Annotated in this window: 23 protein-coding genes; 11 read left to right on the forward strand and 12 right to left on the reverse strand. The window is 69.8% G+C overall.

Annotation, left to right across the window (positions count from 1 at the left end; all coding sequences use genetic code 11):
* The first annotated feature begins 44 nt into the window (after positions 1-44).
* Positions 45-227, forward strand: a complete 183-nt coding sequence (locus tag MLE42_RS04585) for a hypothetical protein (protein ID WP_243286704.1) — start codon at positions 45-47, stop codon at positions 225-227.
* 40 nt (positions 228-267) lie between these two features.
* Positions 268-858: a uracil-DNA glycosylase family protein gene (locus MLE42_RS04590; RefSeq protein ID WP_243286705.1), complete on the forward strand. Its 591-nt coding sequence runs from the start codon at positions 268-270 to the stop codon at positions 856-858.
* A gap of 13 nt (positions 859-871) precedes the next feature.
* Here MLE42_RS04590 and MLE42_RS04595 read toward each other — a convergent pair whose 3' ends face one another.
* The 5 genes from MLE42_RS04595 to MLE42_RS04615 form a co-directional block, all read right to left on the reverse strand.
* The gene (locus tag MLE42_RS04595) at positions 872-1,954 is read right to left on the reverse strand and encodes a 3-oxoacyl-ACP synthase III family protein (protein WP_243286706.1); all 1,083 of its coding nucleotides are present in this window, start codon (positions 1,952-1,954) and stop codon (positions 872-874) included.
* A gap of 127 nt (positions 1,955-2,081) precedes the next feature.
* On the reverse strand, positions 2,082-4,082 hold the full coding sequence (locus tag MLE42_RS04600) for a DNA topoisomerase 3 (protein ID WP_338029963.1): 2,001 nt from the start codon (positions 4,080-4,082) through the stop codon (positions 2,082-2,084).
* A 49-nt stretch (positions 4,083-4,131) separates the two neighbouring features.
* A complete protein-coding gene (locus tag MLE42_RS04605) occupies positions 4,132-5,364 on the reverse strand; it encodes a hypothetical protein (protein WP_243286708.1) in 1,233 nt (410 codons plus the stop codon).
* Between the two features lie 43 nt (positions 5,365-5,407).
* Entirely contained in the window at positions 5,408-5,584 is a 177-nt protein-coding gene (locus MLE42_RS04610) for a DUF3606 domain-containing protein (RefSeq protein ID WP_243286709.1), read from the reverse strand.
* A 115-nt stretch (positions 5,585-5,699) separates the two neighbouring features.
* Entirely contained in the window at positions 5,700-8,912 is a 3,213-nt protein-coding gene (locus MLE42_RS04615; RefSeq protein ID WP_243286710.1) for a lantibiotic dehydratase, read from the reverse strand.
* Positions 8,913-9,112: 200 nt separating this feature from the next.
* Between MLE42_RS04615 and MLE42_RS04620 the strand changes: the two genes are divergently transcribed.
* The 6 genes from MLE42_RS04620 to MLE42_RS04645 all read left to right on the forward strand — a co-directional run bounded on the left by MLE42_RS04620 (position 9,113) and on the right by MLE42_RS04645 (position 15,699).
* Positions 9,113-9,274 (forward strand): hypothetical protein, encoded by a 162-nt coding sequence (locus tag MLE42_RS04620; protein ID WP_243286711.1) that lies wholly within the window; start codon positions 9,113-9,115, stop codon positions 9,272-9,274.
* A gap of 22 nt (positions 9,275-9,296) precedes the next feature.
* Positions 9,297-10,385 (forward strand): sensor histidine kinase, encoded by a 1,089-nt coding sequence (locus tag MLE42_RS16270; protein WP_338029957.1) that lies wholly within the window; start codon positions 9,297-9,299, stop codon positions 10,383-10,385.
* Positions 10,357-11,097, forward strand: a complete 741-nt coding sequence (locus tag MLE42_RS04630) for a LytR/AlgR family response regulator transcription factor (RefSeq protein ID WP_243286712.1) — start codon at positions 10,357-10,359, stop codon at positions 11,095-11,097. The genes MLE42_RS16270 and MLE42_RS04630 overlap by 29 nt, the downstream gene beginning before the upstream one ends.
* Positions 11,098-11,283: 186 nt before the next feature.
* Positions 11,284-13,938 (forward strand): M1 family metallopeptidase, encoded by a 2,655-nt coding sequence (locus MLE42_RS04635; protein WP_275975705.1) that lies wholly within the window; start codon positions 11,284-11,286, stop codon positions 13,936-13,938.
* Positions 13,939-14,015: 77 nt separating this feature from the next.
* A complete protein-coding gene (locus tag MLE42_RS04640; RefSeq protein WP_243286964.1) occupies positions 14,016-14,300 on the forward strand; it encodes a hypothetical protein in 285 nt (94 codons plus the stop codon).
* An 82-nt stretch (positions 14,301-14,382) separates the two neighbouring features.
* Complete coding sequence (locus MLE42_RS04645) at positions 14,383-15,699, forward strand: protoporphyrinogen/coproporphyrinogen oxidase (RefSeq protein WP_243286713.1); 1,317 nt, start codon at positions 14,383-14,385, stop codon at positions 15,697-15,699.
* On the opposite strand, the gene MLE42_RS04650 is transcribed toward MLE42_RS04645, so the two are convergent.
* Positions 15,692-16,939 (reverse strand): MFS transporter, encoded by a 1,248-nt coding sequence (locus MLE42_RS04650; RefSeq protein WP_243286714.1) that lies wholly within the window; start codon positions 16,937-16,939, stop codon positions 15,692-15,694. The genes MLE42_RS04645 and MLE42_RS04650 overlap by 8 nt on opposite strands.
* A 74-nt stretch (positions 16,940-17,013) precedes the next feature.
* On the opposite strand from MLE42_RS04650, the gene MLE42_RS04655 reads away from it, so the two are divergent.
* The gene (locus MLE42_RS04655; protein WP_243286715.1) at positions 17,014-17,937 is read left to right on the forward strand and encodes a LysR family transcriptional regulator; all 924 of its coding nucleotides are present in this window, start codon (positions 17,014-17,016) and stop codon (positions 17,935-17,937) included.
* On the opposite strand, the gene MLE42_RS04660 is transcribed toward MLE42_RS04655, so the two are convergent.
* Positions 17,893-18,327 carry a hypothetical protein gene (locus MLE42_RS04660; protein WP_243286716.1) on the reverse strand — a complete coding sequence of 145 codons (435 nt, stop codon included), beginning with the start codon at positions 18,325-18,327 and terminating at the stop codon, positions 17,893-17,895. The two genes, MLE42_RS04655 and MLE42_RS04660, sit on opposite strands and share 45 nt — an antisense overlap.
* Before the next feature lie 204 nt (positions 18,328-18,531).
* On the reverse strand, positions 18,532-20,535 hold the full coding sequence (locus tag MLE42_RS04665; RefSeq protein WP_243286717.1) for a sigma-54-dependent Fis family transcriptional regulator: 2,004 nt from the start codon (positions 20,533-20,535) through the stop codon (positions 18,532-18,534).
* Positions 20,536-20,803: 268 nt separating this feature from the next.
* Here MLE42_RS04665 and MLE42_RS04670 point away from each other — a divergent pair, with 268 nt between their 5' ends.
* Positions 20,804-22,534, forward strand: a complete 1,731-nt coding sequence (locus MLE42_RS04670; RefSeq protein ID WP_243286718.1) for an aldehyde ferredoxin oxidoreductase family protein — start codon at positions 20,804-20,806, stop codon at positions 22,532-22,534.
* Position 22,535: 1 nt separating this feature from the next.
* Entirely contained in the window at positions 22,536-22,769 is a 234-nt protein-coding gene (locus MLE42_RS04675) for a MoaD/ThiS family protein (protein WP_243286719.1), read from the forward strand.
* A gap of 12 nt (positions 22,770-22,781) precedes the next feature.
* Here the strand turns inward: MLE42_RS04675 and MLE42_RS04680 are convergent, their stop codons facing one another.
* From MLE42_RS04680 to MLE42_RS04695, 4 genes are all read right to left on the reverse strand, one after another.
* Positions 22,782-23,783 carry an NADP-dependent oxidoreductase gene (locus MLE42_RS04680; RefSeq protein WP_243286720.1) on the reverse strand — a complete coding sequence of 334 codons (1,002 nt, stop codon included), beginning with the start codon at positions 23,781-23,783 and terminating at the stop codon, positions 22,782-22,784.
* Between the two features lie 22 nt (positions 23,784-23,805).
* Positions 23,806-24,660: an oxidoreductase gene (locus tag MLE42_RS04685; RefSeq protein ID WP_243286721.1), complete on the reverse strand. Its 855-nt coding sequence runs from the start codon at positions 24,658-24,660 to the stop codon at positions 23,806-23,808.
* An 86-nt stretch (positions 24,661-24,746) separates the two neighbouring features.
* Positions 24,747-25,379 (reverse strand): TetR/AcrR family transcriptional regulator, encoded by a 633-nt coding sequence (locus MLE42_RS04690; RefSeq protein ID WP_420843069.1) that lies wholly within the window; start codon positions 25,377-25,379, stop codon positions 24,747-24,749.
* Between the two features lie 125 nt (positions 25,380-25,504).
* Positions 25,505-26,218 (reverse strand): nitroreductase, encoded by a 714-nt coding sequence (locus tag MLE42_RS04695; RefSeq protein WP_243286723.1) that lies wholly within the window; start codon positions 26,216-26,218, stop codon positions 25,505-25,507.
* Positions 26,219-26,276: the final 58 nt, after the last annotated feature.

A 26,276-nucleotide genomic window follows, 5' to 3' on the forward strand; every position in this document is an offset into this window, starting at 1 on the left:
AGGCTTCCCTTGCACCGGGATCACGGTGCGCAGGGAGCCATGTCATGTCTGGTAAGGAAGACGAAGGTACCGTTCTGCGGACCCTGGCCGAGTTGTACCCCACCCTCAAGGACCTCAGAACGGCCGCGCCTCCTGAGGCGGCGGGCTTCCTGGCCCACACCCGCACGAACTCGGAGAAATGGCCCACCGACTCCTTGATCGAGGGATACCTGGACGCCATTCCCTGAGGCACGCGCCACCCGCTCATTCGATTCAATCGGCCCAACCATGAACGCCACAGACCTGGACGCCTGCACCTCGCTCCTGGCGGAAGTCCGCGCCTGCACCCTGTGCCGGGACGAGCTGCCCCTGGGGCCGAATCCGGTCCTCCAGCTGCATCCGGCTGCCCGGATCCTCATCGTCGGCCAGGCGCCCGGGAGGAAGGTCCACCGGTCCGGCCTGCCCTTCGATGACGCGAGCGGCCAGCGCTTGCGCGCGTGGCTGGGAATCAGCCGCGAGGTGTTCTACGACGCCGAACGGATCGCCATCCTGCCCATGGGATTCTGCTATCCGGGCACGGGGAAGTCGGGCGACCTTCCGCCGCGGCCCGAGTGTGCGCCGGCCTGGCGCGCCCAGCTGCTCGGACACCTGCCCAACCTTCAGACCACCCTGGTCATTGGGCAGTACGCCCAGCGTCACGAGTACGGAGCGGGAGCCGCCTCCCTGACCGACCTGGTGCGCAACTGGAGGAAGGACTGGCCCCGCCTGGTTCCGCTCCCCCATCCCAGCCCCCGGAACAACCTGTGGCTGCGCCGCAACCCATGGTTCGAAGCCGAGGTGCTGCCCTCCCTGAGGACCCTGGTGGCGAAGCTGGTGTGAAGCCGCTCAAGCCTCAGGGCCAGCGGTAGACCATGGCGTTGATGCTCATGCCCGCGCCCACGGAGGCGAACACGACGATGTTGCCGCTTCTCAGGGTGTGGCCCTCCAGCTGGCCCCTCACGATCAGGTCGAGGAGGGTGGGCACGGTGGCCACGGAGCTGTTGCCCAGCCAGGAGACGGTCATGGGCATGATGCCGGCGGGCATCTCCGCCATGCCGTAGAGCCGGAAGAGCCGCTTGAGGATGGCCTCGTCCATCTTCCCGTTGGCCTGGTGGATCAGCACCTTGTCCACGTGCTCCAGGGAGAGACCCGCCCGCTCCAGGCTCAGGCGCACCAGGCCCGGGACGGTGGCGATGGCGTATTCGTAGAGCTTCCGGCCCTGCATCTTGATGTAGAGCTGGCGATCGCCGCCTTCGCGGTCGAAGGAGGGGCCCATCCGCAGCAGCCCGGCGTGTTCGAGGGCGTCGGACCGCGTGGCGTGCGAGAGGATGCCCACGGGCTCGCCGTGGGCCTGGGCCTCCAGCACCACGGCCCCGGCGCCGTCCGCATAGATCAGGCTGTCCCGGTCGACGGGATCAGAGACGCGGGAGAGGGTCTCGGCACCGATCACCAGGGCCCGCTTCGCGTCCCCCGAGCGCAGGAAGTAGTCCGCCTGGATCACGGCCTGGAGCCATCCGGGACAGCCGAAGGGAAGGTCGTAGGCCACGCAGAAGGGGTTGGCGATGCGCAGCTTCGCCTTGACCCGCGCAGCCAAGGTCGGAACCAGGTCGGACTGCCGGCTGCCCGCGGTCACGTCGCCGAAGTTGTGGGCCACGATGATGTAGTCCAGAGTCTCCGGGTCGATGGCGGCCGAGGCCAGGGCCTTCTCCGCGGCCTCGAGGGCCAGGTCCGAGGCGACCTGATCCTCCGAGACGTAGCGCCGCTCCGCGATCTCGGTGATCTCCCGGAACTTCCCCACCATCCGCGCCGTCTCGTCGGCCGGATAGGGCCGCCCTTCGCCTTCGAAGAAGGCATGATCCAGAAACGCTTCGTTCGGAACCTTCCGAGAGGGAATGCAGCTGCCCGTGCCGATGATGACGCTTCGTACCTGAGCCACCCGTTCTCCTTGCGGCAGACGAGCCGGAAATACCGAATACAACCAGTCTACTTCCTAGAACTTCCACATTCTCCCTGAAATTCCCGCTCCCGGGCCCCGGGGAGGAGGTCGGTCGGCGGGAACGCTCTTAAGTTGGGGCGGGCTTCCCCGTCTCCACATGCCCGCAGGGCATGCAGCGGTGGACGAATTCGCCGCGCCGGGTGCTGGGGAGGATGCGCATGGGCTGGCCGCACGTGGGGCAGGGGCCGCCGTGGAGCTGGGGGGCGGGGGCGTCCTGGAGCTCGGCGACGATGCCTGAGACGAAGCCACGGATGTCGGCCATGAAGGCCTTGCGGGGTTCCTCGCCGCGGCGCATGCGCTCGAGGCGGGCCTCCCAGCTGCCGGTGAGCTCGGCGCTGCGCAGGGCTTCCGTGGGCAGGCCTTGGATGAGCCGGATGCCTTTTTCGGTGGGAAGCAGGACATTGCGCTTGCGCTCGACGTAGGCCCGCTTGATGAGGGTCTCGATCATGTTGGCCCGGGTCGCGGGGGTACCCAGACCACAGTCGCGCATGGCGCCGCGCAGGGCCTCGTCGTCCAGCTCCCGGCCCGCGCCCTGCATGGCCGCCAGCAGGTCGCCTTCGCTCATGCGCTTGGGCGGGGTGGTCTTCCCCTCCTTGGGGTGCAGGGAGGCCACGTCCACGGCCTCACCCTTCTTCACCGCGGGCAGGCTGCCCTCGGCCTCCTCGTCGGCATCCTCCTCGGCTTCGGCGGGATCGGCGGCCTTCTCCGCCTTCTTCCTGCGGTGGGGCGGATCCACGGCGGACCAGCCCTCCTCCTTCACCACGGTGCCGTTGGTCTTGAAGGTCTCCCCCTCCACCTCGGTGATGATCGTGGTCTTGGCCTCCACGCGGTCCTGGAAGTAGGCCGCCAGGAAGCGCCGGGCGATGAGATCGTAGATCCGCAGCTCGTCGCCCTCCAGGCCCCTCGCGGGCTTCTCCGTGGGCACGAGGGCCGCGTGGTCCTCCACCTCCTTGTCGTTCACGAAGCGCTTGTCCAGCTTCACGGGCCAGCGTTTCCGGAGCTCGTCCAGGAAGGGCTGGAGCTCCGCGAGCTGGCCCTGGGCCAGGGCCTTGATCCAGTGAGGGGCCTTCTGGGCATCCGCCTCGGTGAGGTGCCGGCTGCTGGTGCGGGGGTACGAGATGAGCTGTTTCTCGTAGAGGGCCTGCGCCAGGGCCAGGGTGCCCTCGGCCGTGAGCCCGAAGCGCTTGTTGGCCTCCTTCTGCAGGGTGGTGAGGTCGTAGAGCAGCTCGGGCTTCTTCTTCTCCGTGCGGCCCGTGGCGCTGCGGATCTTCCCGGGTCTCCCCGCCAGCCGCGCCGCGAGGGCCCGGGCCTCTTCCTCGGTGGCGAAACGCTCCTGGGTCTGGCCCTCATGCTCCTTGAACCAGCGGCCCTCGTAGACACCATCCGGGTGGGCGAAGCGGGCCCGGAGCGTCCAGAAGGGCTGGGGCTTGAAGTTCCGGATGTCCAGCTCCCGGCGCACCAGCAGGGCCAGCGTCGGCGTCTGCACGCGGCCCACGCTCCACACGCCCTCCTCCGGTCCGGCCCGGCGCATGCGCAGGGTCTGGGCCCGGGTGGCGTTGATGCCCACCAGCCAGTCCGCCTCCTGGCGGCTGCGGGCGGCGTCCCGCAGGCCCGCATAGGCCTCGCCGGGCTTCATGGCGCCGTAGGCCTCGCGGACGGCCTCGGGCGTGAGGCTGGAGGTCCAGAAGCGCAGCACCGGCTTGGCGCAACCCGCCAGCCGGTAGACGAGGTCGAAGATCAGCTCGCCCTCGCGCCCCGCGTCCGTGGCGTTCACGACCTCTGTGATGTCCTCGCGGTTCAGCAGCCGGGCCACCACCTCGAACTGGTCCCGGGTCTGGGCGATGGGGGCGTAGCGGAAGGCCTCCGGAAAGATGGGCAGCCGGTCCCAGCGCCAGGGCTTCCAGGCCGGGTCGTACCCCTCGGGATTCAGGGCCTCCACCAGGTGCCCCACGCACCAGGTCACCACCAGGCCGTTCCCCTCGAGGAGGTTCCGGCCCCGTCCGGTCACGCCCAGGGCTTCCGCCAGGGCGCGGCCCATGCTCGGTTTCTCGGCGATGATCAGGCGCAGGGGAGGCTCCCGGGAGCGAGTCCCATTGTAGAGGGCTGGACAGGGCGTTCTACAGCTCCAGCGCCTTCGGCAGCCGCGGGCTGGAGATGAGGTCCACGAAGGCGGCCCAGCGGCGGGCGGGGTCGGCCACGGTGCCGCCCTGCCGCTCCACCCAGCTCCGCACGAGGTGCTCGCCGAGGTTGTAGTTGATGACGTAGCTGCGGTAGGTGTCGATGAAGCGCAGGCGCTGGGCGGCCTGGGCCGGGGTCCGCAGGGAGTAGCGGACCAGGAAGGCCTCGGCCTCGTCACGGCGGAGGTGGCCGTCCAGGTAGCCGCGGGCGGCCTCGTTGTCGGCGAAGGCCAGGAGCTTCAGCTCCGCCTGCACCCGGGACCAGGGCTCCGCCTCGGCGGGATCCAGGCCCGCCAGGGGGAAGAGCACGTCACGCTCGAAGGCCAGGCGCTCCTCGCCAGGGAAGGCCACCTCCACGCCGAAGTTGGCGGTGCCCTCGGCGATGAGGGACTGGGGCGAGAAGAGCGGATAGGCGGTGAACTCCACCCAGCCCCGGCCGGCCGGGGGTGCCTGGGCGAAGCGCTGCTCCAGGAGCGCGTTGTAGACGTGGTGGCCCGGGTAGCCCTCGTGGGCGGCCAGGTCCAGGGCACGGTCCATGGCGATGGGCAGGTCCAGGTTCACCTGGATCACCGAGGTCCCGCCGCCCTGGTACCAGTTGTAGGCGGACCAGGCCTTGCCCCGCACGTACTCCACGTGGAAGTGGTCCGAGGCCGGCAGTGTCGCGTGGCGCCGGGTGCGCTCGCGGGCCTCGGCGATGGCGGTCTGGAAGACCGCATCCACCCGGTCCCCCGGAATGAGCACCCGCGCCCGGGCCGCCTGGTAGCGGTCCTGCACGGAGCCGGGGCCCTCGAGCGCCTGGTCCAGCCGCGCCAGAGCCGCCTCGAAGGTGGCTTCCGGCGTGCGAGGCGGGCGGACCTGGTAGAGGGCCTCGGCCTCGTCGTCGAAACTGAAGCTCTGGCCGTCCAGGCGCGCCAGGTGGGCCGCCACGGCCCCCAGCTGGCCCAGGAGGTAGTCGCGCCGCGGCGCCTCGCCGGGCGGGACCTCAGCCGCGGCCACGCCGTCCAGGATGCGCCCCGCCTCCGCCCTCAGCGCCAGCAGGGGCCGCGGATCCCCGGCCTCCGCCTCGGCCTTCCAGGCCGGAGGCCCGTAGTAGGCATCCACGAAATCGGCGTCATGGCGGCCCACCGCCAGCACCAGCCTCACATAGTCCGTCGCCCACCCTGAAAGCGCCATGCCCGCCGAGGCCTCCCGGCCTTCGACTCTACATGGGCGGGGCTCATTTCCCGAGGAAGTGCTTCACATCCGCCACGGCGGGGCCCACGGCCAGGACCGCCTCCCTGAGCCGCTCGCGGGAGATGCTGAAGTAGATGGCCCAGTCCCGCAGGTCGTAGGGGTCCTCGATACGGATCAACTCCTGGCTTTCGGACGATGGGATCTGCAGGTTGTCGGGCACAGAGCCTCCTGTGGATCGATATCGCACCCGGGCGGGGGCCCGGATGCCTGTCCATACGTGGGATCCTAGGCCCCACCCGCCGCCGGGGCGAGATTTTCCCCTGAACGGTCGATTTCTAGGTCCGAACGGATTCGACCCCTGGCGATTCCGGCCCCGGCGCCAGCCCCCCCTCCCCGGGCCTGGCCAGCCGGGACTCGTAAAGGCGGGCCAGGAATTCCATGAGGATCCACTCCTGCTCCCGGGGATGGGTGCGGAACAGCCGGTTCAGGTGCATGTGCGCCAGGCTCCCGGCCAAGGCGGTCCGGTCCTCCCGCAGCTGCCCCTGGTCGCAGGCCTCACGGATGGCCGCCAGGCTCCGGAGGCCGAAAGCATCGGGCGCGGCGGAGGGCCGGGAGAGCTCCGCCTCCAGATCCTTCCTCAGCTGCCTGAACCTCGCGCCGATCGCCACGACCCCGGGCCCCGTACCCTCGAACTCCTTCCGGAGGGCATCCCGCGTGCCCCGGGATAAGTCCCGGCGCGCCAGGTCGTCCAGCCCCAGGGCGGCCCAGATCGCATCGACCTGACGGAGGCCCGCCTTCCAGCGGTCCTTCGGGCCCAGGCCGACCAGCAGGTGGCTCAGGATCCGCTCGCTGTCCTCGAAGAACCACGCCTCCGCGAGGTCGAACCCCCGGGGGCCGCCGTAGCGCTCCAGCTCGGGCTCGAAGGTGTCCACCTGCCATTTCCACAGGAGGCCCTGGGCGCGGCAGCCCTCCAGATGCCGGTGGACCTCGGGCAGCAGGCCCGTGAGGAGGCGGAGGGGCAGGCCATGGAACCGGAGGCGGAGGTGGGGCTCCGGATCACGGTACCGGATGAAGTGCCAGCGGTCCCAGAATCCCTGCGCCCGGGTCCACCGGAGCAGCGGTTCCAGGGCCACGAGGAGGCGGTCCCCGCTGGCGGCGCCGCCATAGAGCTTCAGGTAGAGCCATTCCGAGCCCGGCGGGTAGGCGCGGATCTCGGCGTCCGCGGGAGCCGGCGGGAGCCGCACCGGCCGCGGCGGCGCGGCGGAAGCTGCTTCGAAGGGGATGACCAGCTCGTGGGCGAACGGCCCTTCGGGCGAAGTGACCGGCGTCTGCCCGGCATCCGGGAAACACTCCGTGAGGGTGAAAGCGGACCGGCCCGCCACGAGGTGGTGCAGGGTCTCCACCCAGAGCACGCGATCCAGGTCCACCCGCAGGCTGTTGTCGGCATCGGTGAGCGTGACGAACCGCGGCAGCCCCAGGCGCTCCCGCAGGATCTGGAAGGCCCCCCAGGCCCCTTCGCCGCTGGCGGCCAGGGCCGCCTTCAGCTCCTCGGCGCGGATCCGCCACCGCGCCCGGCTGAGGACATGGCGTCCCCGGACCACCCGGGGCAGGAACGGCTGCTCGGCCAGGGCCCCCCAGGACCAGCCGCCGGCCCGGCCGTCCTGGTCCTGCAGGTGGGCCAGGAACCGGTAGACCACGGGACCGCGGGCGAAGTTGTGGGCGGAGGACAAGCGGGGGATCACCTCCCGCTCCAGACGCACGGAGGCCAGCACCACCCGGTCCCCCCGCACGGTCACCTGGAGGTCGGACGGGGGGATCACGTGGTCCTGGGGGACGCCGGCCGTGGCCAGGAAGGGGATCTCGTACTCCCGCAGGGCGGGCCGGGCCAGGACGTTGCCCATGCGGCCCTCCGGCACGTGGACCACCTCGGCGAACACCGCCTCCGGGCGCAGGCCCTCCTCCTTCCGGAGGTGCCGCTGGAGGGAGGCCTGGAGCCCCGGGTCGCCGGAGGCGAAGCGCCCCAGCCACCGGGCCGCCGTGGGACCCGAGTACTGTTCCATCCAGAACTGGAAGTCGCCGCGGTCCAGGTCCGCGGGGTTGGAGGCCGCCAGGGTGGCCAGCGCCGCGAAGGCCGCGGGGAAGGGCTGGGGATCCGGCTGGACCAGCGCGTCCAGATCCGCATCCTCCAGGGTCCAGACCCGCGTCCCCGCCCACCTCGGGAACTGGGCCAGGAGGAACTGGTCCCGGCGCGACAGGGTCCGCGGGGGCGCCGGCGCCTGGAAGGGCAGACCCGCCAGCAGGGGATCGTCATAGGCGGGAGCGCCGTCGAACCCGATGCCGCTCTCCTCGTCGAGGACCTCCAGGAGGGGCATCCATCGCTGGCCGTACCGCTCACCGAAGGCCCGCCGGAACCCTTCCAGGGGCCGGTCGATCGGTGCCTGCGTCAGCCGCCGGAGGGTGTCGGCGCCCTCTTCCAGGGCCCGGCGGACCCCAGTGGACAGCGCCAGGCCCGGCGCCGGGCGGAAGAGGTCCACCTGGAGGATGTCTCGGGTCCCGGGGGGCAGGTCCAGGCCCTGGAGGGACGGCAGGTGGGCCGGGTAGCCCTCGGGGCAGGCGCCGAGGGGCGCCTTGCGGAGACGGTCCAGGTCCCGGCCCAGGGCCACCAGCGGTTCCGCCTGGGGCGCCGTCAGGGTGTGGGCCCGCAGCGCGGCGATCACGTGGCCGAGAGGATCGGGGCTGGTCAAGGGCGGGTGCAGGTCCCCGCGCAGCACCTGGGCTTCCACAACCTGCTCCAGGAACGTGCGGGCCTCCGCGAGCTCGACCTTCAGGCGCACCGCCAGCCGCACCGCCAGGTCTCCGAAGGACTGCCCCGCCCGCGCCTGCTGGAGCGCGAATTCGAGGTGGGGCGTGGCCTCCACCGCCTCCAGGTGGTACGACCGCCCCTTCCCTTCCGTATCGCGGGTCTCGAGGTACCGGCGCCACCCGCCCCAGGCATAAAGGCTGGAGTTGGGCCGGTAGGTCACGCGGGACCGCACCTCCGGATCACCCTCCAGGCGGTCCACCAGGGCCTCCAGGATGGCCCAGTCCAGGCGCACGGCCTTGCGGCATGAGCGCCAGGACTCCACGGCCAGGCGGCTTTCCGCCCCCCAGGCGCCCGTGGACACCCCCGCGAAGAGGCCAAAGGGCGTGGCACGGCTGCTCATCCGGCTGAGGTACTTCACCAGGGCCCGCTCCACCCCGCGGGTCGCCGGGTCATCCAGCGCGCCCTCCAGCCAGGCATCCAGGCGCGCGGCCAGGTCCGCCGAAGCCAGCGCCACGGCCTCCCGCACGGCGGGCTGGCGGATCTGCGCGCGCAGCGCGGCACGCAACGCCTCCCGATCCCGCTCCAGACGGGCTTCCGGGGTTTCCTCTGCCGAACCTTCCCACGCCAGACCTTCCTGCGACAGGCCTTCCTGCGGCGGCGGAACCGCCACGGCGAGCGCATCCAGGGGGAGGCCCGGGCTCCGGAGCACGAAGAAATCGGTGGTCTGACAGGAAGTCTGCGGCATGGACCAGGGTCTTTCCGAAGAGAGTCCATCTCAGGAGAACATGTCCCGCGGACGCAGGGCCCGGAAGGGCCGAACGGTAGCAGATGGAGGGCCCAACGGTTCGAGCCGTGGTTACATACCGTTCATGGAAATCGGTTGGAAGGGCTCCCGCAAGGGCTCACAAACGAGGTCGCGCCCCGAGGCGCCACCTGGGAGCTCCCATGACCACCCTTTCCTTCCGCAAAGAATCCATCCAGCAGTCGAGCAGCGTGAGCGAGACGCTGAACCGGCAGAAGGTCGCCGTCACCGATGGCCAGGGCCAGAGGGCCTCTCATGAACCCTGGGCACCCACCCTCACCACCACCATCTTCACGGTCCAGTGACGATCGACATGGAGTCTTCCCGGTGGAGGCAGACACGGCAAACCCCTGGGCCTCGCTCTTTCCGCTGGCCCGGAATTGGCGAGTCCTCCTGGTCTGCTACTCCCTCTGGGTGGCGGTCCTCATCTACAGCCTCGGCACCTCCCACCGGCTCTCGAATGCCTGGTTCTGGGCCAGCGCCCTGTCCGGGCCGTTCACGCACGTGGCCGCGTTCGCCTTCATCGCCCCCCTGCCCTGGACTCTCTCCCGCCGGCTTCCCTCCCCCTGGAAGTTCGTCCTGGGATTCGCCGCATCGGTGGTCATCTGTGAATCCGTTTCCGTCTCCCTCCCAGCCATCGACGCCTGGTTGCTCACACGGGCGGGTCACCAGTTCAACCTGTCCAGGCTCACGAGTGTCTACTCCTCGCTCGTGGGGCCAGCCATGATGATCGTCGGAGGTCTCGTCGCATCACGGGCCCGGTCGGAGGAACTCCGGGCGGCCTCCGAGGCCGAGGCGCAGATCGCCAAGAACCGCCTGCTCCAGGGGCAGGTCCATCCCCATGTGCTGTTCAACGCGCTCAACGGCCTGGCGGAACTGGTCCACAAGGATCCCAAGGCGGCCGAAACCGCCATCCGGCACCTGTCGGACCTGCTCCGCCGCATCCTGCGGGCCTCCGAGCACATGCGGCTGCCCCTCGGGGAAGAGCGGAAGATCATCTCCGATTTCCTGGCCCTGGAGGCCATCCGGCTGGGGCCCCGGCTCCGGGTCCTGTGGGACTGGGACGAGGGGCTCGATTCCATCGAGATCCCGCCACTCCTCCTCCAGCCCCTGGTGGAGAACGCCATCAAGCACGGGATCGCGCCGAGCATTCCGGGCGGCGACATCATCATCCGGGCCCGCTCCCGGGACGGCTCGGTCCGGCTGGAGATCTGGAACTCCGGCAGGCCGTTCCCGAACCAGGTGAACGGAAGCGGCATCGGCCTGAAGAACCTGCGCTCGCGCCTCGCCCTGCACTTCGGCTCCGGCGCCGAGCTCGTCATCGGGCCCTCGGGCCAGGGCACGCTCGCCTGCATCCAGTTCGAGGCGACCCAAGTAGAATGGCCCCATGAAGCCTCTGAAGGCCCTGGTAGTTGATGACGAACCTCTGGCCAGGGAGCGGCTCTCGCGGCTCCTCCAGGAGGCCGAATGCACCATCGTGGATGAGCTGGGAGATGGCGTCGCCCTGCTCCAGTGGCTGAAGCAGCCGGCCGAGGTGGACGTCATCTTCCTGGACATCCAGATGCCCGGCCTCAACGGGCTGGAGGTGCTGGCCGAAGTCCCGGACTGCCCGCCGGTGGTGTTCGTGACGGCCTTCTCCGATTACGCCGTGCGGGCCTTCGAGCTCGCCGCGGTGGACTACCTGCTGAAACCGGTGTTCGAGGACCGCCTCGCCAAGTGCCTCCAGCGCCTCCGCGACCGGCTGGTCCGGCGGCTCAGCCCTTCGGAGCTGAAGACGCTCATGCCGCCTCCCGTCCGCTTCCCCATCCGGGCCGGGGACGGGGAGATCTACATGGACCTGGACCTGGTGACGCACTTTGAGCTCGAGAGCGACCGCGTGTGGGCCTGCCGGGGCCAGAACCGCTACCTGACCCGATGGTCCACCCTGACGGAAGTGGAGCAGGCCTTCCCGGAGGCCGGCATGCTCCGGATCCAGCGGAACCTGCTGCTGCGGCCCCAGATGGTCAAGGGGATCCGCCCGTCCACGGTGGGCCGGATCAAGGTGCTGGTGGCGCCCCAGGTGGAGCTGACCGTCAGCCGGGCCATGACCTCGCGGACGAAGGAGTGCATCCGGGGCGAGGGGACCTGACGGGGACCCCGTGCCAGTCCATGCATGAAGGTTCGGCACCCATGAAAGCCGGTCTTCGCAACCCCTCTCTCAAGAGACGTCTCACCGCCCGCATCAGCCCGCCGCGGATACCACCGCCACCCCGCCCGTGATCCAATCGAACCCGGGATTCCGGGTGTCTCCGGCCCCGGACCTGGAGGTTCCCGCATGCGGCTCAAGACGATCGTCGGCACGGTGCTCTGCGCGATGGGGGTCGCCCTCTGGAGCGGGGAGGCCACGCCCCCCACGCTGCGCCTTCCGGCCTCCGTGCGCCCGCTCCGGGGGCGGCTGGAGCTGACCATCGTCCCGTCGCGGGAAGCCTTCACGGGAACCGCCACGTACGACCTGGCGGTCTCGGAGCCCACGGCGACCCTCTGGATCAACGCCACGGGCCTCAAGCTCCAGCGCGTGGAGCTCGCGGCGGGCGGCGCGAGCCAGACCGCCACGGTGACCCCGGGGAACGAGGACGTGGTGGGCCTGCGCTTCGCGGCGCCCGTGGCGCCCGGCCCGGCGCGCCTGACGCTGGCCTGGGAGGGCGCGCTGGATTCCACCCGCAGCCAGGGCCTCTACCGGGTGAAGGAGGGCGACGACTGGTACGCCTACACCTTCTTCGAGCCCATCGACGCGCGGCGGGCCTTCCCCTGCTTCGATGAGCCCGGGTTCAAGATCCCCTGGACTCTGGTGCTCCATGTGCCCCAGGACCAGGTGGGGCTGGCCAACGCCCCGGCCACGGAGGAAACCGCCGAGCCCGGCGGCATGAAGCGGATCGTGTTCGCGGAGTCCCGCCCCCTGCCCTCGTACCTGGTGGCCCTGGTGGTGGGCCCCTTCGAGGTGATTCCCGCGGGCACGGCCGGACACCACGGCACGCCGCTGCGGTTCGTGGTGCCGAAGGGCCGCGGCGCGGAGACCCGCTACGCGGCCGAAGCCACGCCGCGGCTGGTGGGCCTGCTGGAGGACTTCTTCGGCATGCCCTATCCCTTCGGAAAGCTCGATGTGGCGGTGGTCCCGCGCTACTGGGGCACCATGGAGCACCCCGGGCTGGTGGCCCTGGGCCAGCCGCTGACCCTCATCAAGCCCGGCGAGGAGACGCCGGCGCGGAAGGAGTTCTACAGCACCATCGCCGTGCATGAGCTGGGCCACTACTGGTTCGGTGATGTGGTGACCATGGCCTGGTGGGACGACACCTGGCTGAACGAGGGCATGACCACCTGGATCGACGCAAAGATGATGGAGGCCTTCGAGCCCTCCTGGCGGGTCCCTGCGAACCGGCTCCAGCTCATCGCCAACGCCATGGCGGCGGACGCCCTGCCCTCGGCCAAGCGGGTGCGCCAGCCCGTGGCCTCCAAGGACAACATCGAGAACTCCTTCGACAACAACCTCACCTACTTCAAGGGCAACGCCCTGATGACCATGGTGGAGCGGTGGCTGGGGCCCGAGCGCTTCCAGGGGATCGTCCGGGCCTACGTCCAGCGGCACCAGTGGGGCAACGCCACCTCGGAGGACTGGCTCCAGGCCGTGCAGGAAGGCGCCGGCGCCCCGGCCCGGTCCGTGTTCGAGACCTTCATCGGCCAGCCCGGCATCCCGGTCCTCACGGGCCGCTGCGTCCAGACACCCGGGGGCTGGAGCCTCGAGCTGACCCAGGCGCGGTTCCTGGCCGCCGGCGCGGAATCCGGGACCCCGGCGGTCTGGACCCTCCCCGTGGGCATCCGCACGGACCGGACCGCCGAGCCCTTCTATGGGGTGCTCACGGGAAAGTCGGGCACCTTCCCCCTTCCCGGGGGCCAGCGGCCCGACTGGCTCCTGCTCAACGCGGGCGGCTCGGGCTACTACCGGGTGGCCTACGGGACCGCCCAGCTGGAAGCCCTCCTGCGCGCCCCCGCCGCGGCGCTGACGGCCCCGGAGCGGTTCCGCCTCCTGGACGACGCGAAGGCCATGGGCGAGACGGGGACTCTGGACCTGGCCTCGACGATGCGGCTGGCCTCTGCTGCCGCCCAGGATCCGGACCGGCTCATCGTGGCCCAGTCCCTGGCCCTCGCGGACCGGATCCCGGTTGGGCTCCTGGCCCCCGGCGACCGCAAGCACCTGGCGGCCTACGTCCAGGCCACCTGGGGCTCGCGAGCCCGAGCGCTCGGCTGGACGCCGCGATCCGGCGAAGACGTGGAGGCCCGCCGCCTCCGGGCGCTCCTGGTTCCGCACGTGGCGTCCCACGGCCTGGATCCGCGGCTGTCCGCCGAAGCGAGAGCCCTGGCCGGGCGCTGGCTGAAGACCCGCAAGGGCGTGGACCCCGATCTGGTGGCGCCGGTTCTGGCCGTCGCTGCGCGAACCTCCGCCCAGGCCTCCGGCCGGCCCTTCTTCGACCGGCTGGTGGCGCAGGCCCGCGCGACCCCGGATCGCCAGGAGCGCGCCCGGCTCATGGCCGGACTCGGCGCCTTCCGCACCCCCGCCCTCGTCAACGCCGCGCTGGACCTGATGCTCCGGGACGGCTTCGACATCCGGGAGTCCGTGCTGATCCTGGACGGCGCCCTGGCCGACCCCGAGACCCGGCCCCTGGCCTGGGCCTGGCTCCAGCGGCACTTCGACCAGGTGGCGCCCCAGTTCCGCAGCGATGATTTCTGCGGCCTCATCGGACGCCTGGGTGGGGTTCTGTGGGACACCGTGGGCCGCGACGCCTTCGAGGCCTTCCTCCGGCCCCGGGTCCAGGCCTTCGACGGCGGTCCCCTGGCCCTGACCCGCGCCCTGGAGTCCATGGAGGTGCACCAGGCCCGGGGCCGCCGCGACCTGGAGGCCAGCACCCGGTTCCTCCGCGGAAAGGGACGGTCCTAGCCCCGGAATTCCCGGCCCGGATATCCGCCAGTCATTGTCCAATCCATGGATCGATCCTGGGACCAGGAGGTGATCCCATGGCCCGGCCCGACGCACTCCCCCTCACGCACCACGCCCGGCTCCAGATGGACGGCCGGCGCATTCCCCCGGCGGCGGTGGAGGCGGTGCTGGCCCACGGACGGGAGGCCTGGGTCCGGGGCGCCCGCATCCACGCGCTGGGAAAACGCGAGGTGGCGAAGGCGGCGCGGCGGGGCCTCGACCTCCGGTCCTACGCAGGCTTGCAGGTGGTCTGCTCGCCCGAGGGGGATGTGCTCACCGTGTACCGGAACCACGACTTCCGGAGCCTCCGCCGCTCGGCCTGACTCGGGAAGGAGTCTGCCCGCTGTATGCTGACCCCGGGCGCCCGGTTCCCCGCGGTGGGGCGGGGGCGGACATCGGAGCGGTGTGGAAGGGAACGGGGAGCGCGCGCGGGTCGTCGTCCTGGGAGGCGGCGTCTCCGGCCTGCTGGCGGCGTGGCATCTGCACCAGCGCGGCTGCGAAGTCGAGGTCTGGGAGGCCTCCGCCGCGCCGGGCGGGTGGGCGCAGACCCTGCCCTGGCCGGGCCCGGCGGGCGAGCCCGGCTGGCTCGAGCGCGGACCCCAGGGCCTGCTCGTGGGCCGGGGCAGCGCCCTGGACCGCCTGCTGCGCGACCTGGTCCTAGAGTTGCGCCCCTCGCAACCGAAGGGCCCCCGCTGGCTGGGCAAGGCCGGGCGGCGGCATCCCGGGCCGGCCTCGCTGGCGGGGCTGCTGCGCGCGCCGGGTCTCAGCCTCGGCGGGAAGCTGCGGGTGCTGGCGGAGCCCTTCATCCCGGCGGGAACCAGGCCTGAGGAAACCCTCCACGCGTTCTTCGCCCGGCGCCTGGGGGAGGGCTTCGCCCGGGAGCTGCTGCCGGCCCTGGTGGCCGGTGTGCTGGCAGCCCCGCCGGAGCGCACCGGCCTGGAGGCCGCGCCGCGCCTGAAGCGCCTGGAAGCGCACGGCGGCCTGTTCCTGGGCGGCCTGCGAGCGGGCCTCGAACACACTCGCGTACCCATGGGCGGGACCGGCACCTTGGCGCAAACCCTGGCGGAGCGGATCGGCGGCGTGCACCCGGACCGGGCCGCGCGGGCCCTGGAGCCCCTGCCCGGCGGCCGGTGGGGGGTCCACGGAGAGGGCCTCCGCGTGGAGGCCGCAGCGGTGGTCCTGGCCCTGCCGGCGCCCGCCGCCGCGTCGCTCCTGCGGCCGTTCGCACCCGGTGCGGCCGAGGAGCTGGCGGCCATCCCCCACCTGGATCTCCGCGTCTGGCACAGCCGCCATCCCCTGGTGCCGGGCTGGGAGCGGGGCCTCGGCCTGCTCGTGCATCCACCGGAAGGCCGAGGCCTGCTGGGGGCCGTGTCCTTCGCGGCGGACGATCCCCGGGGCGTGCCGGGTCTGCTCCAGCTGCGCACCTACGTGGGCGGCGCCTATCCCGTGGACCCCGCGCTGGCGGCCTGGCCGGGCGTCTTCCACGAGCTGCGCCGCTGGCTGCCGGAGCTGCGCGCGGCGGTGCAGGTGCGGGAGGAGGCCTGCCCCGGCGCCTTCCCCCTGCTGGAGCCGGGCCACGGCGCCCGGGTGGCGCGTGTGCTCAAGAGGCTCCCGCCGGGCCTCCACTGGCTCGGCGCCGCCCGCTTCGGGCCGGGGATCCAGAACCTGGCCGAGGGCGTGGAAGCCTGGGCCGGCACGGTGCCGCCGGCCGGACTCACTTGAACTCGGGCAGGGGCTCCAGGACCGGACCAGCCTCCTTCGCGGGGTCGGTGCAGCCGGCGAGGGTGATGGCGATGGTCAGGAGCTGGACGAGGATGACCAGCGCCACGCAGGCGGACCAGCCGCCGAACCGCCAGAGGTAGCCCGGCAGCTCGCCGCCGAAGGAGCCGCCGATGTAGTAGCAGGTGACGTAGATCCCCACCGCCAGGGCCTTGCCCTGGCGCGCCGCCACGCCGATGTAGCTGGTGGTGGCCGCCTGGGCCACGAACACGCCCGTGCAGCTCAGCGCCAGGCCCGCCACCACGGCCCAGAGGTTCGGAATCAGGGTGAGCAGCATGCCGGCGATGCCCGTGCCCATGGCCAGCACCATGGCCGTCCGGTGGCCGTAGTGGTCGATGATGCGGCCGGCGGAGGGGGTGATCACCGCGCCGACAAGGTAGGTGACGAACAGGAGCCCGATGGCCACGGGGCTCAGGTGGAAGGGCGCCCCCGCCAGGTGGAAGGTCACGTAGGAGAAGCACGCGATGAGCGAGAACAGGACGCCGAAGCCCACGGCGAAGGTCGCCTGGAGGCGGGGATTGCGGAGGTGCGCCAGCGCTCCGGCCCACGGGGATTCGCCCTGGCCCCGGCCCGTGAACCTCCGCTCCGCGGGAAGCCACGCCTGGAGGAGGAAGGCCGAGATCACGCCCAGGATGCCGATGGCGACGAAGGCCCAGGTCCAGTGCCAGCGGGACACGATGAGCCCCGTGGTCATGCGCCCCGTGAAGCCGCCGATGACCGTGCCGGTGACGTAGGTGGCCATGGCCCGGCCCACGCCGCCATCGGCCCACTCCTCCTGCACGTAGGCCACCGTCACCGCGAAGACGCCCGGCGTGAAGAGCCCCTGCAGGAAGCGCCAGAAGACCAGGGCCGGGAGGCTGGCCGCCGTGGCGTTCAGCAGGGTCACCAGCGCCAGCAGGCTGGCGGAGAAGACGATCACACGCTTCCGGCCCAGCCGGTCGGCCACGGACCCCACGAAGGGCGCCGCGATCGCCACGCCCAGCGTGGAGCTCGTGAGCGTCAGGCCCACGGCCGCCTTGCTGGTGTGGAAGAGCCGCTCCAGCATCGGCAGGAGGGGCTGGGTCGCATAGAGTCCCAGGAAGGCGCAGAATCCGGCGAAGGCCACCGCCAGGGAACGCCGGCTGTCCGCCACTCGCAGGCCCGGTTCGGGAAGAGGGGTCCGGGGAAGGTCGCCTTCACGCATGGCTCCATGGTCGGAGCCTCGAAATCCAATGAAAAATATCTATTCGAGTGTTATCTGATATCCAGGAGATATCAATGGAACTCCGGCTGCTCCGCTACTTCGCCGTCGTCGCCGAGGAACTGCACTTCAGCCGGGCCGCCGCCCGCCTCCACATGGCCCAGCCGCCCCTGAGCCAGCAGATCCGCCGCCTGGAGGAGGAGCTCGGCGTGCAGCTGCTGGCCCGCACCCAGCGCCGGGTGGAGCTCACGGAACCCGGGCGGCAGTTCCTGGCCTCGGCCCGGGAGATCCTGGTCCAGGTGGACCGGGCCGTCCTCCAGGTCCAGCGCGCGGCCCGGGGCGAGGTGGGCGAGATCGCCATCGGCCTGGTGAGCTCTGCCTCTTACGAGGACTCGCTGCCCCGGGTGCTCCGGGCCTACCGGGAGCGGCACCCCGCCGTGGCCATCACGCTGCACGAGCTGAGCAGCGGCGAGCAGCTGGCGGCACTGCGCGAGGGGCGGATCCAGGTGGGCTTCCTCCGCCCGCCCATCCACGAACCCGGCATCACCACCACCACGGTCCTCCGGGAACCGCTGGTGGCCGTGCTTCCCGCGGACCACCCCCTGGCGGATCGGCGGCGTATCCCGCTTTCCGCCTTGGCCCGCGAGCCCTTCATCATGATCCCCCGCAGCCACGGCCTGGGGATCCTGGACCTGGTGATGGGCGCCTGCCTGAAGGCCGGATTCTCGCCCCGCATCGCCCAGGAGGCCAAGGAGATCCAGACGGTGGTGGGCTTCGTGGCCGCGGGATTCGGCGTGTCCCTTCTGCCCGGCACCGTGCGCCGCCTGGCCCACGGCGGTGTGGCCTACGTGCCCCTCGCGCCGCCCCAGGTGCTCATCGAGATCGCCGCCGCCCACCGGACCGGCGACCCATCGCCGCTGCTGGCGGCCTTCCTGGCCGTCCTGCGGGAGACTGTCTCAGGCCGTCGGGCGGGTCCGAACCGGCCGGGCGGCGGGCGTTGAGACGATCCTCGTCCATCCCCAGGCCAGAGCTCCCGCCAGCAGCAGCCAGCCGATGGGCGACCGGGCCGCGATGCGAAGGTCCTGCCCCGAGGGCAGGGCCCCGAACACGAGATTGGCCAGGAGGAACACCACGGCGGCTTCCGACCAGCCCAAACCGGGGTGGCCGTTGATGCGCCACAGGAACAGGCCACAGGCCGCGGGCAGCAGGACCAACGGCGCGAGGCCGATGAAGAAGGCGTTGTACCAGCGCAGGTTCGAGAGGGCGACGGCCCCCAGCACCCAGCCGCGGCCCTCGCGCCGCGGAACCACCGTGAAGCGGAGGGGGCGGCCGTTGAGCAGGTGGCCCGCGAGCCAGTGGCACAGCTCGTGGCAGAAGGTCCCAGGCAGCACCAGCAGGAGAAGAGCCAGAAGGACCGCTTGGCCCGGCTCAGCAGCCAGAGCGCCGCAGCCGTTCCCGCCAGGTAGGCCAGTGCCACCCCGCCGGTGTCTGACCCCAGCCTCCAGGCCCCCATCTCCACGCACGCTCCAGCCGCCACACGCCTTCCCGCATTCTTTGGACCATCCCGAACCTTCCGACCTGGGCTCGATCGAAACTCAGATGCCCAGCCTCTGCACCTTCCGGTAGAGGGTGTTCCTCGCCATCCCCAGTTCCTGGGCGGCCTTCGTCATGTTCCCCTTCCAGGTCCGCAGGCAGGCCTGGATCTGCTCCCGCTCCTCCTCCAGCAGCTGCTCCCGGAGGCTGGCGGAGCCCGTGGCGCGGATCGGGCCCGAAGCCGCGGGGGCCACGACGGGAACCGCGGGTTCCGGAGGGCGAAGGATCTCGTCGGGGATGTCCTCCGGGAGGAGCGCCGAGCCCCGGACCGCGTGGACCATGCGTTCCACCACGTTCTGGAATTCCCGGATGTTGCCGGGCCAGGCATAGCCCTGGAGGGCGCCGCTCACCCTGGGATCGATGCGGAGGTTCGCGACCCCCTTGCGGGCGGCGAACTTGTGAAGGAAGGCCTCCAGCAGCTCCGGGATGTCCTCGGGATGCTCCCGCAGGGGCGGCAGCTTGATCATGGAGACGTTGAGCCGGTAGTAGAGGTCCTGGCGGAAGGTCCCCTTGCGGATCTCCTCCCGGAGGTCCTTGTGGGTGGCGCAGATGATCCGCACATCCACCACGAAGGGCCGGTCCCCGCCGAGGCGGGTGATGGTCTTGTCCTGGAGCACCCGGAGCAGCGCGATCTGCTGTTCCAGCGGCATGTCGCCGATCTCGTCCAGGAAGAGGGTGCCCCCGCTGGCCAGCTCGAACTTCCCCGGACGTCCGCCCCGGGCGGCTCCCGTGAAGGCCCCGTCCTGGTAGCCGAACAGCTCACTGGCGATGAGCTCCCGGGGGATGGCCCCGCAGTTGATGGCCACGAAGGGCCCCTTCCGGCGGTCCGACTGGTTGTGGATGGCGTGGGCGAACATCTCCTTGCCGGTCCCGCTCTCGCCGGTCAGCAGCACGTTGCTCTCGTTGGCCGCGGCCAGCTGGCCCAGCTGGACGGCCCGCTGCAGGGCCTCCCCCTGCCCCAGGATGTCCTCGAAGCGGAAGGTGGCCTGGGCCCCGCTGAAGCGGTTGATGAGCCCCTTGATCTTGTTGATGGGGTTCACGAACAGCACGGCCCCCTTGATCACGCCGCTTTCATCCAGGATGGGCTTGCCGCTGGCGATGCACTGGAGGGCGCCCCGGCCGGAGGTCAGCTCCAGCTCCCGGTCCAGGAACTCCCGGCCCCACGCCAGCAGCTCGCGGATGGGCCCCAGGTCCCGCACCAGATCCGTGATGCGCTTGCCGGCGGCTTGCTGGTTGGAGACGCCCAGCAGCCGCTCCGCCACGGGGTTGATCTGATCGAGGACGCCATCGACGTCCAGCACCAGCACCCCGTCGGTGACCGTGAGGATGATGCTGGAGAGCCGATTGTTGAGCAGCCTCAGCTCCCGGTTCTTCTGGCCCACCTCCAGCTCGTGCTGGATGGCCTCCACCGCGGCCATCACCAACCCGAGCGTGTGGATGTGCGTCTCGTCCACGGGCCCGGTCATGTCCAGCAGGCCGATGGTCTTCCCCCGGGGATCGAAGATGGGGGCCCCGGAGCAGGTCCACCGGTGGTGCTTCTGGCAATAGTGCTCGGCGCCCGAGACCTGGAAGGGACGGCCCAGCACCAGCGGCGTGCCGGCCCCGTTGGTGCCCACCTCGGCTTCGGCCCAGAGCGCGCCCTTGTTCAGGTTCAGGTCCTGGGAGGCCAGGATGCGGTCCGGGTTTCCCACTGCCTCCAGGAGGTAGCCCTGCTCGTCGAAGAGCAGCACCACGAAGCTGGACCCGGCCACCAGGCTGTACAGGTTCTCCATGAAGGGCTTGGCGACCCGGATCAGGTCCTGCTTCCGCTCGGCCAGCGCCGCAAACTCGGCGGACCCCAGCACCATCGTGGAGCGCCCGGCCAGCGGATCCACGCCCGCGGCCTTGCAGCGGCGCCAGGAAGCTTCCAGTTCGGGCCCCAGGGTTCCGGGCTCGAGGATCCCCTCCCGGATGAAGCGGTTCCAGACCGCCCAGCGCTCCGTGGTCTGCCCCTCCTTCTGCGCCATGGTTCCTCCGGAGCACGGTCTCGCTCCAGGCCGTGCCAATCTGTTCCATCATGGTAGCGATTCGATACATAAATGATCAATAAGTAACATTTCAACGCGAGAGCTGGCGGCAACCCCCACGGATCCAGCTCGGTCTTTTTTCCTGCCGTCGCCCAGGGCGGCGGGGCTTCGTGGATGATTGGGTCAGGAATGGCTCCCCCTGGTCCGGTTCCCGGCACACCTCCTGCCTTGGCCAGAGACCGACCCGAACCCTCGAGGAGCATCCATCATGGACAAGATCCTGCGCGTGAACATGACCGATCTGACCACCAAGGTCGAGGAGACTCCCGCCGAGTGGGCCGGCCTGGGCGGTCGGGCCCTCACGTCGACCATCGTGGCGAAGGAGGTTCCGCCCGCCTGCCACGCCCTCGGGCCCAACAACAAGCTGGTGTTCGCCCCCGGGCTGCTGTCGGGCACGGCGGCCTCCAACTCTGGCCGCCTCTCCGCTGGCGCCAAGAGCCCGCTGACGGGGGGCATCAAGGAGAGCAACGTCGGCGGCACGGCGGCTCAGATGTTCGCCCGCCTCGGCATCAAGGCCCTGATCGTCGAGGGCATGCCCCAGGGCGAGGGCTGGTACGCCCTCAAGGTCGGCAAGGACGGCGTCACCATCGAAGAGGAGCGCGGGCTCCTGGGCCTGGGGAACTTCGCCGTCATCGAGGCCCTCCAGTCCCTCCTCGGCAAGAAGACCGGCGTGATCGCCATCGGCCCCGCGGGCGAGATGCGGCTCACAGCTGCCAACATCTCCGTGAAGGATCCCTCGGGCAAGATCCGCAGCCATGGCCGCGGCGGCCTCGGCGCCGTCATGGGGTCCAAGCGGATCAAGTTCATCGCCATCGACGACGAAGGCACCCCCGGCATCCAGCTCGCGGATCCCGAAGGATTCAAGGCCGCCTCCCGAATCTTCACGAAGGCCCTGATGGACCATCCCGTGAGCGGCCAGGGGCTCCCCACCTACGGCACCAACGTCCTGGTCAACATCCTCCATGAGGCGGGCGGCCTGCCCACCCGGAACTTCACCCACGGCCAGTTCGACGGGCACGAGCAGATCTGCGGCGAGACCATGCACGACACCATCGTGGCCCGCGGGGGCAAGCCCCGCCACGGCTGCCACGCGGGCTGCGTCATCCAGTGCTCCCAGGTCTACCACGACCAGGAGGGCCAGTACCTCACCTCCGGCTTCGAGTACGAAACCATCTGGGGCCTGGGTGCCAACTGTCTCATCACTGAACTGGACGACATCGCCCGGGCCGACAACCTCATGGACGACCTCGGCCTCGACTCCATCGAGACCGCCGTGGCCTTCGGCGTGGCCATGGAGGCGGGCCTCCTGCCCTGGGGCGACGGGAAGGAAGTGGTCCGCATCCTGCGCGAGGAGATCGGCAAGGGCACGGCCCTGGGCCGCGTGATCGGCTCCGGCGCGGGCGCCGTGGGGCGCACCTACGGCGTCACCCGGGTGCCCGTGGTGAAGAACCAGGCCATCCCGGCCTACGATCCCCGGTCGGTCAAGGGCATCGGCATCACCTATTGCACCAGCCCCATGGGCGCGGACCACACGGCGGGCTACACCATCGCCACCAACATCCTCAACGTGGGCGGCCAGGTGGATCCGCTGAAGAAGGAGGGCCAGGTCGAGCTCTCCCGGAACCTCCAGATCGCCACCGCCGCCATCGATTCCACGGGCATGTGCATCTTCATCGCCTTCCCGGCCCTGGACATCCCCGAGTGCCTGCCGGCGCTGATCGGCATGATCAATGCCCGCTTCGGCGCCAACCTCACCGGGGACGACGTGACGGGCCTCGGCAAGTCGGTCCTGAAGCTCGAGCGCGCCTTCAACCTGGCGGCCGGCCTGACCAGCGCCGACGACCGCCTGCCGGAGTTCTTCCACTCGGACCCCATCACGCCCCACCAGGCCGTGTGGGACTTCACGAACGAGGAAATCGACGCCTTCTGGGATTTCTGAGATGGCACCGATCACGGTCACCATCAAGCTCTTCGCCCACTTTCGAACCGGCCGGTTCAAGGAGGCGGACCACCAGTTTCCGCCCGGCGTGGCCTGTCGCGACGTCATCCTCGGGCTCGGCTTCCGGCTGGGCGAGATGGGCATCGTCATGGTGAACGGCCATCACGCCACCCTGGACCACTCCCTGAACGAGCGCGACACCCTGGCCCTCTTCCCCCTGGTGGGTGGGGGATGAAGGCCCGGCCGGCTAGTGCACTTTGACCACGACCTTCCCTTTCGCGCGCCCGGTTTCGACATAACCCAGCGCTTGTCTGGTTTCCTCGAACGGGAAGACCCGGTCGATCACCGGCCGGATGTGACCGGCTTCGATCAATCGGGTGATCTCGCCCAGTTGTTGGCCGCTGGCAGTCATAAAGTGGAAGGAGTAGCTGGCGCCGCTGCGCCTGGCCGCTTTCCGGATGCCGTAACTGAGCAGCCGCATCACCAGGCTGAGAAAGCCGTTCATGCCACGCAGCTTGGCGAAATCGGGGTCCGGCGGACCGGCGATGCCAATCAGCTTTCCGCCTGGCTTGAGCACGCTCAGCGATCTTTTCAGCGTGTCCCCGCCCTGCGTGTCAAGCACCAGGTCGTAGCCTTTCAGCTTGGTCGAGAAATCGTCCTTCTTGTAATCGATGACGATGTCGGCGCCCAGGTCCTTCAGCATGTCGGCATTGGCCTCGCTGGCGGTGGTGGCGACCGTGGCGCCGAAATACTTGGCCAACTGAATCGCGATCGTGCCGACGCCGCCCGAACCAGCGTGGATCAACACCTTCTGGCCCTTCTTCAGCCCGCCTTTTTCCACCAGCGTTTGCCATGCGGTCAGTGTCACCAACGGGATGGACGCGGCCTCCTCCATCGACAGGTTGGCCGGCTTGAGGGCCAGCGAATCTTCTTTGATCGCGATGAATTCGGCAAAGGCGCCGATACGATCGTCGTCTGGCCGCGCGTAGACCTCATCGCCTGCCTTGAAGCGGCGCACACGTGGGCCGACACGCACCACCACGCCGGCCAGATCCGTGCCCAGGATCAGCGGCATTTTGTATGGCAACAGCAGCTTGAATTCGCCAGCCCGGATTTTATTGTCCACTGGATTGACGCCCGCAGCATGAATCTGCACGAGGACATCATCGTCGCGTAGCGTCGGCTCGGGCAGCTCGCCCAACCTGAGCACGTCAGATTTGCCGTAACGGTTGATGAAGAATGCCTTCATGTATGGCTCCTGTTCTCGGACATCACCGCGCCGAGGCCGTGGCGCGGCTGCGCACAGCTGGCTGGGAATCAAGTCTCAAGTCCTTGCGGACACCAGCTTCGACCAGCGCGGCGGGCGCGAATCGACGCAAGAAGCGCAACCGGCCGGCCAACGCTCCGGAGGTGTAGCGCACCTTCGGCGTCGCCGCCAGCGCCACCCGCACCACTGTTTCGGCCACCACGCCCGGGCCATCCGCACTTTCCAGTGCTTCCTTCACGCGCCGATCCAGTCCTGCGCGCAGGTCGCGGTACTCGTCGAGCGCCTCATCGGGCTGCATCTGGTTGGCGTCGAACGGTGACTTGATGTAGGCCGGTTCGACCAGCGACACACGAATGCCCTGGGTACGCAGCTCTTGGTCCAGTGATTCTGAATAACCCTCCAGTGCATGCTTGGTGGCCGAATACAGGGCCATGTACGGCATCGGCACAAAACCCAATACCGAGCTGATGTTGATGATGCGTCCGCTCCCCCGCTTTCGCATGTGCGGCACGACGGCGCGGATCATTCGGACGGTACCGAAGAAGTTGGTATCGAAGATCGCTTGCGCCTGCCGGATCGAGCTCTCCTCGGCCGCGGCGGGCGCGACGCCAAACCCGGCGTTGTTGACCAACAGATCGATACGCCCTTCAAGCCGCAGCACTTCGTTGACAGCGGCCGCCACAGATTCGTCGCTGGTCACATCCAGCGCCAGCATCTCAAATGTGCGCTTGCCGCTTTGCCCTTGCGCGCCGCGGCGGCTGGTCCCGTACACCTTGTAACCCACCCTGGCGAGCTGCTCAGCGGTGGCTTCGCCGATACCCGATGACGCTCCGGTCACGATCGCGATCTTGCTGTTCATGGGGGCCCTCCTCATGGACATTAAATATGATGATCGTCATATTTTCAATCAAAATAAATCCAAACCACGAACTGCTTGGCGGGTCTTTATTTACCGACCTCTGAAAAATGCTTGAGCGCCGCTTCGCGCAACGCCTTGGACAGCCTGGGGTCATCGACGGCGCGCGCCACCACCATCGTGCCGACCAACGAACTGACCATGAACATGGCCTGCTCGTGCGCGCCGGGCGTTCCCCAGTCGGGCAGCTGGCGGGCCACCACATCGATCATCTCCTTGATATGACGCGTGGCCGCCTGCCGCACCTCAGGCGCCTGGCGGTGCATCTCGGAGCCAAGGGCAGCCACGGGGCAGCCATTCTCAACACCTTCCAGGTGCTGCTGTGACAAATAGGCGCGCATCAGCGCCTGTAGGGACTGCCCCGGCGCAGCAGCGGCGGCGATGTTGGCCGACCAGTTGACTGCCTCAGAACCAGCGCGGTCGGCCGCTTCGGCCAGCAGCGTTTCGCGCGAGGCGAAATGCGCGTAGAAGCCGCCATGCGTGAGCCCGGCTTCCTTCATGATATCCGCTACCCCGGTGCCGGCATAACCGCTGCGTCGGATCGCGCGTGCGGCCACCTCGACGATGCGGTCGTGCGTCACTTCCTTGCGGCTCTGGGTGGCGCGCTTGGCGCCTGGCTTGGCGCTTGGACGGGCGGATTTGATTCGCATGATGGACATCATACATTAATTTCAACAGAGCATGCGCACCTGCATGCCAAATTGATTGTTTGACGGTCTGCCTTGAGGGACGCGACTCAACACTACCCGTGTGTATCGCTATGTGGCTCCCACTTTGAAAACAGACCCTAGTCTTCAACGAATCGCGCGAATTCGGCGACGGGGGCGCGCTCGGTCTCCAGACTGTTCTCCACGGCTGCCGGATCGGCGAAGCCGAGCGCCATGCCGCAGACCAGCATCTGGTCGGGCCGGAAGGCCAGCTCCTCGGCGATGGCGCGGTGGAACTGGGTGAAGGCGGCCTGAGGGCAGGTGTGCAGGCCCCGGGCCCGGGCCGCCACCATGATGGCCTCCAGGAACATGCCGTAGTCCAGCCAGCTGCCCACTTGCATGATCCGGTCGATGCTGAAGATCAGGCCCACCGGCGCGTCGAAGAAGCGGAAGTTGCGGCCATGCTGCGCGTGCATCCGGGCCTTGTCGGTCTTCTCGATGCCCAGGAGGCCGTAGAGGTCCCACCCCACCTTGCGACGGCGGTCGAGGTAGGGAGAGACCCACGCCTTGGGGTAGTACTCGTACTCCCGTTCGTGCCGGGCCAGCTCGTCAGGGTCGTCATAGATGGCAAGGATGCGGTCGCAGAGGCGGGCCTTGGCGGCGCCCGTCAGCACGTGCACCTGCCAGGGCTGGATGTTGGTGCCGGACGGGGCCCGGGACGCCACGCGCAGGATGTCCTCCACCACGGCCCGGGGCACGGGCGTGGGCAGGAAGGCGCGCATGGAGCGGCGGCTGGTGATGGCGGCATCGACCACGGCGGTCTGGGCCTCGGTGGGCGGGTCGAACGGGTTCACAGGGTCGCTCCTTTGAGGAAGCGTGCGGTGGCGCGGGTGGGGGGCTCGTGCAGCTTCC

This window comes from Geothrix terrae (assembly GCF_022808775.1).
In the GTDB taxonomy this organism is placed as follows: Bacteria; Acidobacteriota; Holophagae; order Holophagales; family Holophagaceae; genus Geothrix; species Geothrix terrae.